At 42.1% G+C, this 12,727-nt stretch carries 9 protein-coding genes; 6 read left to right on the top strand and 3 right to left on the bottom strand.

Features of this window, described 5'->3' with window-relative positions; all coding sequences use genetic code 11:
* Positions 1-102: 102 nt before the first annotated feature.
* The 3 genes from AC3Z9T_RS17760 to arnT all read left to right on the top strand — a co-directional run bounded on the left by AC3Z9T_RS17760 (position 103) and on the right by arnT (position 4,999).
* Entirely contained in the window at positions 103-1,341 is a 1,239-nt protein-coding gene (locus AC3Z9T_RS17760; RefSeq protein ID WP_490127424.1) for an aromatic amino acid transport family protein, read from the top strand.
* A 298-nt stretch (positions 1,342-1,639) separates the two neighbouring features.
* Positions 1,640-2,914 carry a bifunctional O-acetylhomoserine aminocarboxypropyltransferase/cysteine synthase gene (locus tag AC3Z9T_RS17755; RefSeq protein WP_490127423.1) on the top strand — a complete coding sequence of 425 codons (1,275 nt, stop codon included), beginning with the start codon at positions 1,640-1,642 and terminating at the stop codon, positions 2,912-2,914.
* Between the two features lie 435 nt (positions 2,915-3,349).
* Positions 3,350-4,999: a lipid IV(A) 4-amino-4-deoxy-L-arabinosyltransferase gene (gene arnT, locus AC3Z9T_RS17750; RefSeq protein WP_490127422.1), complete on the top strand. Its 1,650-nt coding sequence runs from the start codon at positions 3,350-3,352 to the stop codon at positions 4,997-4,999.
* Between the two features lie 51 nt (positions 5,000-5,050).
* On the opposite strand, the gene AC3Z9T_RS17745 is transcribed toward arnT, so the two are convergent.
* Genes AC3Z9T_RS17745 through AC3Z9T_RS17735 form a run of 3 tightly spaced genes read right to left on the bottom strand, consistent with a single transcriptional unit; the run spans position 5,051 to position 9,447 of the window.
* Positions 5,051-5,227 (bottom strand): hypothetical protein, encoded by a 177-nt coding sequence (locus AC3Z9T_RS17745; protein WP_490127421.1) that lies wholly within the window; start codon positions 5,225-5,227, stop codon positions 5,051-5,053.
* The gene (locus AC3Z9T_RS17740; RefSeq protein ID WP_490127420.1) at positions 5,224-8,328 is read right to left on the bottom strand and encodes a MexW/MexI family multidrug efflux RND transporter permease subunit; all 3,105 of its coding nucleotides are present in this window, start codon (positions 8,326-8,328) and stop codon (positions 5,224-5,226) included. Before AC3Z9T_RS17740 ends, AC3Z9T_RS17745 begins: the two co-directional genes overlap by 4 nt.
* Positions 8,329-8,337: 9 nt before the next feature.
* Positions 8,338-9,447: an efflux RND transporter periplasmic adaptor subunit gene (locus AC3Z9T_RS17735; protein WP_490127419.1), complete on the bottom strand. Its 1,110-nt coding sequence runs from the start codon at positions 9,445-9,447 to the stop codon at positions 8,338-8,340.
* A gap of 210 nt (positions 9,448-9,657) precedes the next feature.
* Between AC3Z9T_RS17735 and soxR the strand changes: the two genes are divergently transcribed.
* The 3 genes from soxR (at position 9,658) to uhpC (ending at position 12,670) form a co-directional block, all read left to right on the top strand.
* On the top strand, positions 9,658-10,155 hold the full coding sequence (gene soxR / locus AC3Z9T_RS17730) for a redox-sensitive transcriptional activator SoxR (RefSeq protein WP_490127418.1): 498 nt from the start codon (positions 9,658-9,660) through the stop codon (positions 10,153-10,155).
* Positions 10,156-10,536: 381 nt separating this feature from the next.
* Positions 10,537-11,328: an inositol monophosphatase family protein gene (locus AC3Z9T_RS17725; protein WP_490127417.1), complete on the top strand. Its 792-nt coding sequence runs from the start codon at positions 10,537-10,539 to the stop codon at positions 11,326-11,328.
* Positions 11,329-11,362: 34 nt separating this feature from the next.
* Positions 11,363-12,670 carry an MFS transporter family glucose-6-phosphate receptor UhpC gene (uhpC, locus tag AC3Z9T_RS17720; RefSeq protein WP_490127416.1) on the top strand — a complete coding sequence of 436 codons (1,308 nt, stop codon included), beginning with the start codon at positions 11,363-11,365 and terminating at the stop codon, positions 12,668-12,670.
* Positions 12,671-12,727 lie beyond the last annotated feature (57 nt).

Raw genomic sequence — 12,727 nt, 5'->3', positions numbered from 1 at the left:
CACCAAAAAGCCAGACAAAAGCGCAAAAATAAGCTAGGTGCTCGATATCAATTGATGCAAAATCCGCTCATCTTTTTTATACGAACAATTAATGATAATCCTATGAACACGACAGACAAGCCAGTTAATAAATGGACTTATAAAGATTTTACGTGGGTTTTATCCCTATTTGGCACAGCTGTAGGGGCCGGGGTACTTTTTCTCCCCATTAAAGCGGGGGCTGGTGGCTTTTGGCCATTAGTTATTCTTGCAATTATTGCAACACCAATGATTTGGTTGGCCCATAAAGGGTTGGCACGTTTTGTTTTATCTGCTAAAAACCCTCATGCTGACATTACTGACACGGTAGAAGAGCATTTTGGTAAGGTCGGGGCAAATATCATCACTTTTGCTTATTTCTTTGCTATCTACCCGATCGTATTAATCTATGGTGTTGGTATCACGAATACTGTCGATTCATTTTTAGTAAATCAAATTGGCATGGATCCAATCCCTCGTTGGTTACTTTCTGGGGTATTGATTGGTGCGATGACCGCCGGTGTTTTATTTGGTCGTGATTTGATGCTAAGAGTCACCTCAATGATGGTTTACCCTCTGGTCTTTATATTATTGGCACTGTCGCTGTACTTGATCCCTGAGTGGAATACCTCAATGTTGGAAGTGGCTCCGGATTGGAGTGCGATGCCTGTCGTGGTATGGATGGCGATCCCATTGATTGTGTTCTCGTTTAACCATAGCCCAATCATTAGCCAATTTACGAAAGACCAGCGCTTACAGTTCGGTGAGAAAGCGGTAATTAAAACCGATATGATTACTGGTGGTGCTGCGCTAATGTTAACTGGCTTTGTGATGTTCTTCGTTTTCTCTGTGGTGTTGTCTTTAAACCCAGCAGAGTTAGAAGTGGCGAAAAAAGAGAACATCAGCGTGTTATCACATATCGCTAATATCAACCCATCACCAATCATTTCTTACTTAGGGCCGATTGTGGCATTTGCTGCGATTGTTTCAAGCTACTTTGGTCACTTCTTAGGGGCACACGAAGGTTTGGTTGGCCTAGTGAAGTCTCGTTCTTCTATTTCAGTGAAAAAAATTGAAATGGGTTCAATGTTGTTTATTGTATTAACAACATGGTTGGTCACTATCAAAAACCCAAGCATTTTAGGGATGATAGAGACGATGGGGGCGCCAATGATTGCTGCTATTTTGTTTATCTTACCTGTGGTATCAATGCAAATAGTGCCAGCAATGAAAAGGTATAGCACATCAATCATTGCTCAAATTTTTACTATGATTTGTGGTTTGGCTTCTATCACTTCTGTGATTTACGGCGCGCTGCAATAAACAGGCCCTAACCTATAGGTTGACAAAAAAAGCTCACTTCAGTTTTGTCGTGAGCTTTTTTTATTGTTTAACGTCATAAGAAATAACTTGAAAAACAGAGAATAACGTACTGTTAATGCCACGTGATAGTTGGCTATTAAGATATTCGTCTGTATGAAATAATTTCAAGTTACAGTGGGTTGTCTGCTGAAAAGCGTTAGGTAATATCTATTTATATAATGAGTTCATTACTAATGGTAATGCACAATCAGTGTATTGTTATTAGTTAAGCGCAGCATAAAAAGGACAACAATAACAAATGAAACTAGAAACATTATCGATTCATGCAGGCTATTCACCCGATCCAACGACAAAAGCAGTGGCAGTCCCTATTTATCAGACAACTTCTTATGCATTCGATGATACTCAGCATGGTGCTGATTTATTTGATCTTAAAGTTGCAGGTAATATTTACACTCGCATTATGAACCCAACTAACGATGTTTTAGAACAACGTGTTGCTGCCTTAGAAGGTGGTGTTGCTGGGTTAGCGGTTGCATCTGGTATGGCGGCAATCACTTATGCGATCCAAACCATTGCTCAGGCAGGGGATAACATTGTTTCTGTCGCAAAATTATATGGTGGAACCTATAACTTGATGGCGCACGCACTGCCTCGCTTTGGTATTGAAACACGTTTTGCTGAGCATGACGATCTCGCTGCGCTAGAAGCATTAATTGATGAGAAAACGAAAGCAGTTTTTTGTGAGTCTATTACTAACCCAGCAGGTTTCATTGTTGATATTGCCGCATTAGCCGAAGTTGCACATCGCCATGGTGTCCCTTTAATTGTTGATAATACGGTTGCAACGCCTTATCTGTGCCGCCCATTTGAACATGGGGCTGATATTGTGGTTCATTCATTAACTAAATATATCGGTGGGCACGGAACATCAATTGGCGGCATGGTTGTTGATTCAGGAAAATTTCCATGGACAGAACATGCAGAGCGTTTTTCATTGTTGATTGAGCCGGATATCGCTTATCACGGTGTTAGCTATACTGAGCATTTTGGTGCCGCAGCCTTTATTGCCCGCTGTCGTGTTGCACCATTGCGTGGTACGGGGGCGGCGTTATCACCTTTCAATGCTTTTCTGATCTTACAAGGGCTTGAAACATTGGCGCTGCGTATGGAACGCCACACTGAAAATGCACAAAAAGTGGCTGAGTACTTGGAATATCACCCTCAGGTTGCTTGGGTGAAATATGCGGGGCTACCAAGCCACCCCGAGCATGCATTAGCGCAGAAATATATGCAGGGTAAACCTGCGGGGATCATGTCATTTGGTATTAAAGGTGGCCAAGAGGCAGGTGCACGTTTTATCGATGCATTAAAACTCATTGTAAGGTTAGTGAATATCGGTGATGCAAAGTCGCTCGCATGTCATCCGGCTTCCACTACGCATCGCCAGCTCAACGATGCTGAACTCGCGAAAGCGGGTGTCTCTCGTGATATGATCCGTCTTTCAATTGGTATTGAACATATTGATGATATTTTAGCGGATTTAGAGCAGGCTTTAAGCGCTGCAAAATAGTGTTGTTAATACCGCAGTTATTGATTGCAGCATCGTGATCAATAGCTGCTTTTTTATTAAAAATTAAAACAGCCCTGCTTAATTACTCTTTTGATGAATTTATATTTCGCTATGATTGATAATGATAATCATCTTTCTATTTATTGACTGATTTTGTGTTGAACGTTGAACTATTCCCAGCCATACCAGTCTTAAGTCACCGAGAGCAGTAGTGTTTTTTCTAACGCTTTATTTTATATTGATTGATTAATTGTTTAAAAATCACAATTGAATTGTTTATTTGTTTATGTGAGGTTTACTCGCACTATTGATAATAGCGAGTTAAACCATATTAATGCTAAATGGTTGTCGCGTGACATGTCACATTAGTGCTAAAAAAGATACTCGGATTTATATCTAATTATTAAATATTTATTACAAGAATGGTTGAGAAAAATGAACATGGCAAATAATAAAATTGCCTACCTTAAGTGGTGCCTGTTATTTGGGTTTGTATTACTGACTTATTTTATTCCTCTCAATGGTCGACTTCTCTGGCAACCTGATGAATTACGTTACGCAGAAATCAGTCGTGAATTGATTTTAAGCTACAACTGGAGCGTACCTGAACTTCTCGATATTCGTTATTTCGAAAAACCCATTTTTGGTTATTGGGTGAATGCATTTTTCCAAATGCTGTTTGGCGAAAATAATGTCTCTGTAAGGCTGGGCGTGGTGTTTAGCACACTCATCAGTGGATTATTTGTTTATTTATCGGCAAAAATGGCGTGGAAAAAAGCTGATCTTGCCTTTAATGCTGTCTTGATTTACCTCTCTATGTTAATGGTACTCACCATTGGCACTTACAATGTACTAGACCCAATACTGACGGCATTTATTACCATGTCGATCTTTTTTTATCAGTGGGGGCTGACTACGCGAGTTTTCTCGCAAAAACTACAGGCTTTCATTTTGTTGGGCGTGGCTGGTGGGCTCGGTTTGATGACGAAAGGTTTTTTGGTATTAGTCATCCCCGGTTTAGTGATCTTTGTCAGCTCTATTTACTACAAGCAATTTAAAGAGATTTTCTCTTTTTCTTTTGTCTCTTTGTTTACCATGTTTGTGGTTTGCCTACCGTGGGCACTAGTGGTGGCAGGGCGTGAACCTGATTATTGGAATTATTTTTTTTGGGTTGAGCACGTTCAGCGTTTTATGTCGGATAATGCACAAAACCGTTCACCTTTTTGGTTCTATATCCCAATACTGATTGCTGCCGTATTACCATGGCTTGGCTATCTGTTTGCCTCATTAATCAATAGTGTTAAAGAAAAAGGCCAACACATCTATTTCTTGATGTGGTTTATCATCCCTTTTATCTTTTTTAGTATTACAAAAGGCAAATTATTAACCTACATCCTGCCATGTTTAGCACCGTTAGCCATTTTGATGGCGGCTTATATCGATAAAATCCTACAACAAAAGAAAGTTGCGGCGATCCGTTTCAATGCGGTGATTAATATTTTCATTGGCTTATTAGTCGCAACAGCACTGTTTTCTGCACCTTATTTTTCCCAATTGAATGTGTATGCAGTCGATGAAAACAATAAAAGATGGCTCGCTGCTGGGGCGTTCTTGTTTTGGGGCTTAGTTGGGGTTATTTCGTATCGTCGCCGTTTTTGGTCAGTAGCAGCGGCCAGTACTTTGGCTTTAAGCCTCGTTGTCGGTCATGTGATCCCCGATAAAGTGGCAAGTAATAACACCCCACAAAAACTGATTGAAAAACATCGTGTTCAGTTATCCGATAAAACCTATTTGTTGACTAACAATGTGGGGTTAGGAACGGCACTCGCTTGGGTTTTGAAGCGTAGCGATATTACTATGTTACATCAAACGGGTGAGCTAGGTTATGGGATGAAATATCCTGATGCGGCAAACCGTTTCTACCGTTTAGATCAGTTACCAACATTGTTAGAACAGCATAATTATCAAGATATCGCTGTTGTGGTTGAAGGCTCTCAAGATCAGATTTTATCAGCGTTACCTGGAAACCCTACGATTATTCATGAGGGTAATTTAGTTTTTGCTCTCTATGAAGGCCGTAAATAATCTACTCTACAAGGAAGCCGCCTAGTGATAGACGGCTTTCTGTTTTTGGTACTACTTTCTGATCCTATATGATTGAGATGAGCTACTATTCGTTTCTGGTTTTACTGCGTTAGCGGTAACCCCATGATAAATCATTAATATAGCGAAGCTATTGCTCATGCTACTGATAGGAACATCATTAGTGGCACGGCTATTCTTTGAATGACGATCCGTCATGCGATGGTTCATGATGCGTTCTCCTCATCTTCTTTTAGTAAGCGATCTGCCTCTGCAAGCTCATAGCGCCTTGGTGTTAATGCCGCAGCACTGTGATTACGAGCGAGTAGTGAATAAATCGTCGGTAGCACAAACAGGGTGAATAGAGTGCCGACTAACATACCTGTCACAATCACCAGACCTAACCCAAAGCGGCTATTGGCTCCCGCCCCCGTAGCAAAGAGTAATGGTACCAAGCCAATCACCATGGCAGCAGTGGTCATTAAAATGGGGCGCAAACGAATTTGCGCTGCTTTTAGAATGGCTTCGCGTTTACCAATGCCTTCATGTGCTTGTAATTCATTCGCAAACTCCACCATCAAAATACCGTGTTTACTGATCAGGCCAATTAGTGTCACTAAACCTATTTGGGTATAAATATTGAGCGTTGCGTAACCAAGTGCCAGTGGGATCAACGCACCACAAATTGAAAGCGGTACTGTGATTAAAATAATCAAAGGATCCACTAAGCTTTCATACTGCGCAGCAAGAACAAGGTAAATGATGATCAGCGCCGCCATAAACGCAAAGGCGAGGGTGTTTCCTTCTTGTTTATATTGGCGCGAATCTGATTGCCAGTCGTGGCTGAAACCTGCGGGTAACTCATTAGCAATATCATCTAAATAAGCGACGGCTTGCCCTAAAGTGATACCTGGAGCTGGTATTGCTTGGAAAATCGCCGCATTTTGTTGATTAAATTGAGTTAATTTATTGGGCTCAATTTGCGTCTTAATATCAACTACGGTTGAGAGCGGGATCATGCTGCCATCTTGTGCTTTAACATAATGGCGAGATAGTGCATCGGGGGTGAGACGTTGGCTACGAACACTTTGTGGGATCACATCATAAGAGCGACCATCCATACCAAAGCGGTTAATGTAGTTTTCCCCAACCAATAGCGTCAGCGATTCACCAATATCTTGCATACTAATGCCAAGACTATTTGCTTTAGAGCGGTTAATTTTGACTTCAACAACAGGATTGTTGTAATCAAGATCGCTATCAACCACCATAAATAAGCCACTTTCACGAGCCTGCTGTTTGATCTCTTCCATGGTTTTATACAAAACGGGATAACCTTGTGGGCTTCTGAGTACCATTTGTATTGGCAAGCCACCTGTCGATCCGGGTAGTGCGGGTAATTGGAAAACAAAAATACTATTACCTTCAACATCACCGACTTTCCCTTGCAAGTCAGCTTGAATGGCGGAAGCTGGGCGTTCACGCTCTTCCCATGAAGTTAAGTTAGTTCCTCCAAAACTGGCGGAAATACCGTCAGTACCATTAATAATCCAAGTGCTTTCTGTTTCAGGTAATGCCATCATCACATCGTGCAGCTTGCGCGAGAAGCGCTCTACATACTCTAAGTTTGCATGTTGCGGTGATTTGATTGCAGTCAGAACAGCGGATTGATCCTCAACAGGGGCAAGTTCGCGAGGGGCTGATTGATACAATACAGGTAGGCTAACAAACACGATGATAGCGACAATACCTGTGATCCAACGATGCTTCAGAGAAAAATTGAGCCCCTTCGTGTAGTAATGCGCAAGGAAATTAAAAAATCGTTCAGCCATGTGTGCCATGCGGCCTTCATTCTGTTTTGAATTCAACATAAATGAGCTCATGACGGGCGACAATGTTAAAGCGACAATACCAGAAACGATGACTGAACCTGCTAGGGTTAAGGCGAACTCCTTAAATAAAGCCCCCGTTAAACCAGACATCAGGCCAATAGGTGCATAAACTGCGGCTAAGGTAATCGTCATTGCAATAACGGGGCCTGCCACTTCCCTTGCGCCAATCAAGGCTGCCAATACGGGGGATTTTCCTTCTTCAATATGGCGATGCACATTCTCAACAACGACTATCGCATCATCGACAACTAAACCAATCGCTAGCACCATGGCGAGTAAAGTGAGCAGATTAATACTGAAACCAAACGCCATCATCAAAGCAGCAGCGCCTAGCATAGATAATGGGATCGCCAATATTGGAATAATTACGCTACGAATGGAGCCTAAGCAGAGGTAAATCACCGCAATAACAATCAGTAATGCTTCAATAAGGGTATGGAAGACCTGATCGATAGACGCTTTGATAAAGCGTGATGTTTCAAATGCCATCTCAACTTTCACATTTGGTGGCAATGTTTTGACGATATCAGGCATTAGTTGTTTCATGCCATCCACAATGACTAACGGGTTTCCTGTTGGTGTTGCAAACAATCCTAAATAAATAGCGGGTTCACCATTCATCAAACCACTGGTTTCTGTGGATGCAGCACCCAGTTCAATCGTTCCTACATCACGTAAGCGAACTAACCCGTTACCATCATTGCGGATCACCAAATCTTGGAATTCAGTGACATTGGTGAGATCCGTATTGACGTAAACGTTAGAGATAACATACTCGCCTTTGACTTTACCCGGTGCGGCTTGGTAGTTGTTTTGTCTGACGGCTTGCGCAACATCTGCTGCGGACAAACCTCGACCGGCTAGCTTATCGGCATCTAACCACAAACGCATTGCCAATTGTTGACCACCGAACACTTGTACTTTCGCAACACCTTCTATTGATGAATACATTGGCTCAACAACGCGTGATAAATAATCGGTTAAAGCAGGGATCGACAGTGTTGTACTCGAAAATCCAATATAAGCGACCGCGGTTGATTCACCTGAAGAGAGCTCAATAACCGGATCATAAGCTTCTTTTGGTAACTTGTAGCGCACCTGATTCACCTTTGCCATCACTTGTGCAAGTGCTTGGGTAGAATCGCGGTTTAGCTCCATTCTTACCGTCACTAAACTACTCCCTTGTACCGATGAAGAAGATAAATAATCAACGCCTTCAACAGATGAAACAGCTTGCGCAATCGGCTGAGTGACAAAGCCTTGCATTAGATTTGCAGATGCTCCGGGGTATTGTGTTGTAATAGTGATCGTTGAGCTTTCTAACTGTGGGTATTGGCGAATAGGAAGCTTACTTAAGGCAAACAGTCCCATGAGTACAATTAGCGAACTTACCACGAGTGCTAATACAGGGCGACGAACAAAAATATCGGTAAATTTCATTGCGCCTCCTTATGAACCTTGAGCAGTATTAACTGGGGTTTCGGCTAACGTATCTTGTGCGACAGGGGTGATTGCAGAACCATTATTGAGGCGCAATTGTCCAGAAGTCACCACTTTGTCTTTCGCGTTCAGGCCTTGTTCAATCTCAATTTTCCCATTCCAACGCTGACCGGTTTTGACGGAAACCTGTTTAGCGGTCATTGCATCACCATTGCCTTCAGCCACAAAAACAGTATTGCCATAAGCAGTATAAGTGACGGCGGTTTCTGGTATCGTCAGGACTTGGCTGGCGGCTTGGCGCACGACATTAACGTTGGCATACATTCCCGCCTTTAATGCTCCATCGCTATTCTCAAGGGTGGCTTGTAATTGAACAGTACGTGATTTACCGACAAGAGGATCGATAGCGCTGATACGGGCTGGAAAGGTTTTTTCAGGGTAGGCATCAACATGAATATCGACAATTTGGCCGATGTGTAACTCAGGGGAGGCTTGCTCATCGAGGGAAAAATTGAGTTTTAATGTTTTAGTATCGACCAAACTGGCAATGGCTTCTCCTGGGCTCAGGTATTGCCCCTCATGCACCTGACGAATACCAATGATGCCATCAAAAGGCGCACGAATGGCTTTTTGCGCAATCAACGCTTGAGTTTGACGGATCAGCCCTTGGGCAATATCACGTTCCGCTCGCGTACTATCAACCTGTGCTTCTGCTACTAAATTTTTAACGGCGAGTGTTTGAGTTCTATTATATAGACGCGCGGCATTGCGCAACTGTGCTTGATAGCGCGCTAAATCAGCTTGTTCAACGGCATCATTAAGTTGAACTAACAATTGGCCTTTTTTGACTTGCTGGCCTGAATCAAAATCGATTTTGGTAATACGACCGCTAGTTTCCGCGGCAACAAACACTTGGCTACCTGCTTCAAGTTCACCTACGCCATAGAATGTACGTGGTGCACTGTCTTGAGTAACTGGTGCTAAAGCAACTTTTACTGGCGGGTATTGGTATGCCGCTTGCTGTTTTTCCCCATCTTGTGCATAAGAAGTATAAATAGCAGTGCCACCACCGACAGCGATGAACAGCGCACATAGTGTGACAATGGTTGTTTTATTCATTATGAGTACCTACTCTTTCTGCGCTTTAACAGCGTAATAAAGACCACAAATAGTGTAATACTCTAAATAATTCGAGGTGCAGGTAGGCACTATGCCTAAACGGAAAGCCCTGCAATTTGAAATATGACGAGTATAAACTGAATTGACAAACTCAGAGGCTGGCACTATAAAACCTTAAGTTAAGTTGAGGTCAAGCGTAGGCAGTTAAAAATGACAGAGAAAGACACAAATGCGACAAAAAACCGCGGCAGTAGTGAGCTAAAGATGGATTATTCAAGGGCATTAACGGTCGGTGAGGTGGCTAAACGTTCAGGGGTACCCGTCTCAACGGTACACTTTTATGAATCAAAAGGGTTGATCCAAAGTACGAGAACACAAGGTAACCAGCGACGCTTCCCTGCCGTCGTTTTACGCTATATTGCCATTATCAAAGTGGCACAAAGTACAGGGATCCCACTGAAAGAAATCCAAGATGCGTTAGGCAAATTTCCAGCTAACAGCAAATTAACGTCTGAGCAATGGAAGGAAATGTCGACACAATGGAAAGTGTCTTTAGACAAACGCATTCGTCAATTAACGCGTTTGCGAAATGAACTTGATCACTGTATTGGTTGTGGTTGTTTATCATTGAGCGACTGTCCTTTGCGCAACCCTGATGATGTATTGGGCCGAAAAGGACCCGGTGCGCGTATTTTGGAGCGACCATAATTTTAGATTATAGGTGGTTTGTGTTCTTTCTTGATACATAAAATAGATTAGTGAGCCTTTCGGGGCTCTTTTTTCTTCTGCTTGCTGTTCCTCCGGTTAGTACTGACTGACTCTTTCTTGTTTGCCATTCTGAATAGTATTTTTCGCTGTTGTGCCGAATTGCGCACCATTTCCATGGAAACTTATCAAGACCATCTCAACAAAATCCCTCAGGCTATAACTTGAAACAAAAATGCAACAATAATTTCACAATAAAAATAAGTGAGGTATTGTTAGCAACCATTAATGTTTTAAAAACACAACAAAAACAATCAGGTGGTGAGCATTTCTCAATCGCTAAGACGATTGTTACAGAGAACAATAAACAAAAGAGAGGCGAGTATGGATTATGGTATTTTTTTACAAGCAGCACAGGTTGCGGCGGACAGGGCGCGTTACATTTTAACTGAGCATCGTAAAAACAAGCTCTATGAACATATCTATTTTGATACTAAAGATGATGAAAGCCCAGTGACTGAGATTGACCAGTATGTTGAACGGGAAATTCGTCAAATCATTCAAACATTCCACCCTGATCATAATATTTTAGGGGAAGAGTACGGCTTTCAGTTAGGAGAGTCTGAATTTACTTGGGTCATTGATCCGATTGATGGAACTCGGCAGTTTATTGCAGGAATTCCGATTTATGGCACCTTAATTTCACTCTGTCATCATGGTGTACCTGTTCTCGGTATCATCGAACACCCTGCGGTATTAGAGCGTTGGATTGGTATAAAAGGTCATCCTTCAACATTAAATGGTCTGCCAATTGAAACGCGCAAATGCACCCAACTAGAGCTTGCTTTAATGTCTTCAAGCAACACCGAACCGGTCCTACCTGAACATCGTGCAGGTTACGAACACATCATTCCAAAAACAAAATGGCGCGTCTATGGCGCAGCTTGTTACTCCTATGCATGTCTTGCAACCGGGCGTATCGATTTAAGCATCGATAGCGGTGGCATGAGGGAAGTGGACTATTGCGCATTGGTGCCTGTTATCGAAGGTGCCGGCGGAAAAATTACCGATTGGGAAGGTAAACCTTTAACCATGCATTCAGGAAAAACTGTGGTTGCTGCGGGAACACCTGAACTCCATCAACAAGCACTCGATGTGCTACATCAATACAAATAACACTCAAAAAATAAAAATTATTAAGGAGAATGTTATGTTTCGATGGATAAAAACATTACCTGACCAAGAGCCAATTACCGATAAACAAGAGGTCGATAAACTTTACCGTTATTGGCGCATTCACATTATGATCGCCTTATATGCGGGATATGCGACTTACTATTTTACGCGTAAAAGCTTCAACTATGTGATGCCTGAAATGATTAAAGACCTCGGTATTAGTATTGCCGATGTTGGCATCTTATCGACCGCATTCTATTTAGTTTACGGTGTATCGCGTTTTGCTTCAGGAATTATGAGTGATGCATCGAACCCCCGTTTTTTTATGGGGGTGGGGCTGATTATCACTGGTTTTATTAATATCTTTTTTGGTATGAGCTCAAGTTTGTGGTTATTCGCCTTCTTCTGGATATTAAACGCATTTTTCCAAGGTTGGGGATGGCCGCCATGCTCTAAATCATTAACATCATGGTATTCACGTAATGAGCGCGGCCTATGGTGGTCTATTTGTAATACCTCACATAATGTGGGCGGCGCAATTATTCCATTGTTAGCGGGTGGCTTAGCGGTACATTATGGTTGGCGTTACGGGATGTATATTCCAGGTGTGATTGCCATTATTATCGGTCTATTTGTTTGCTTACGTTTACGTGATAAACCCTCCACAATGGGGCTTCCTACCGTTGGGCATTGGCGTAATGACCAACTCGAATTACAACAAGAAGCCTCTAGCCGCAAATTAAAACTTTGGCCGATATTAGTACAATATATTTTCACCAATAAATATGTCTGGTTATTAGCTGCCTCTTATATTCTTGTTTACATCGTGCGTATTGGGCTAAATGATTGGACTAACTTATATTTAGTTGAAGAATATGGCTATGATTTAATTAAAGCCAACTCTGCACTTTCTTTTCTCGAAATCGGTGGTTTTATTGGTACCTTAGTTGCAGGTTGGGGGTCGGACTTTTTCTTTAAAGGAAATCGAACACCAATGAACATTATTTTTATGGTCGGTATTGGTGTTGTCGCGGCCTTCTTATGGTTATTCCCTGAAATGGGATACCTGCTGATATCAGTCTGTTTCTTCTTTGTTGGGTTCTTTATTTTTGGCCCACAAATGTTGATTGGTATGGCAGCAGCAGAAGCCTCTCATAAAGATTCCGCTGGAGCCGCAACTGGGTTTGTTGGCTTGTTTGGTTACTTAGGCGCGGCGTTATCGGGCTATCCACTGGCTAAAATTATCGAAAGCACCGGATGGAATGGTTTCTTTATGGCGATGATCATTGCCACCTTGTTATCAGCAGTATTGCTATTGCCACTATTAATTAAAAAGAAATAAAAAAAGAGCACTGTTGTTAATAATAACAGTGCTCTTTTTTTGATTGGTGTTATTTCC

The organism is Providencia sp. 6390, from assembly GCF_058148425.1.
This window is presented reverse-complemented; position numbering and strand designations above follow the sequence as displayed.

Bases quoted from the DNA above. Each gene is read 5' to 3' on its own strand.
- soxR (WP_490127418.1), top strand. From the start codon at position 9,658: ATGACAGAGAAAGACACAAATGCGACAAAAAACCGCGGCAGTAGTGAG.
- arnT (WP_490127422.1), top strand. From the start codon at position 3,350: ATGAACATGGCAAATAATAAAATTGCCTACCTTAAGTGGTGCCTGTTA.
- AC3Z9T_RS17745 (WP_490127421.1), bottom strand. From the start codon at position 5,227: ATGAACCATCGCATGACGGATCGTCATTCAAAGAATAGCCGTGCCACT.
- uhpC (WP_490127416.1), top strand. From the start codon at position 11,363: ATGTTTCGATGGATAAAAACATTACCTGACCAAGAGCCAATTACCGAT.
- AC3Z9T_RS17760 (WP_490127424.1), top strand. From the start codon at position 103: ATGAACACGACAGACAAGCCAGTTAATAAATGGACTTATAAAGATTTT.
- AC3Z9T_RS17735 (WP_490127419.1), bottom strand. From the start codon at position 9,447: ATGAATAAAACAACCATTGTCACACTATGTGCGCTGTTCATCGCTGTC.
- AC3Z9T_RS17740 (WP_490127420.1), bottom strand. From the start codon at position 8,328: ATGAAATTTACCGATATTTTTGTTCGTCGCCCTGTATTAGCACTCGTG.
- AC3Z9T_RS17725 (WP_490127417.1), top strand. From the start codon at position 10,537: ATGGATTATGGTATTTTTTTACAAGCAGCACAGGTTGCGGCGGACAGG.
- AC3Z9T_RS17755 (WP_490127423.1), top strand. From the start codon at position 1,640: ATGAAACTAGAAACATTATCGATTCATGCAGGCTATTCACCCGATCCA.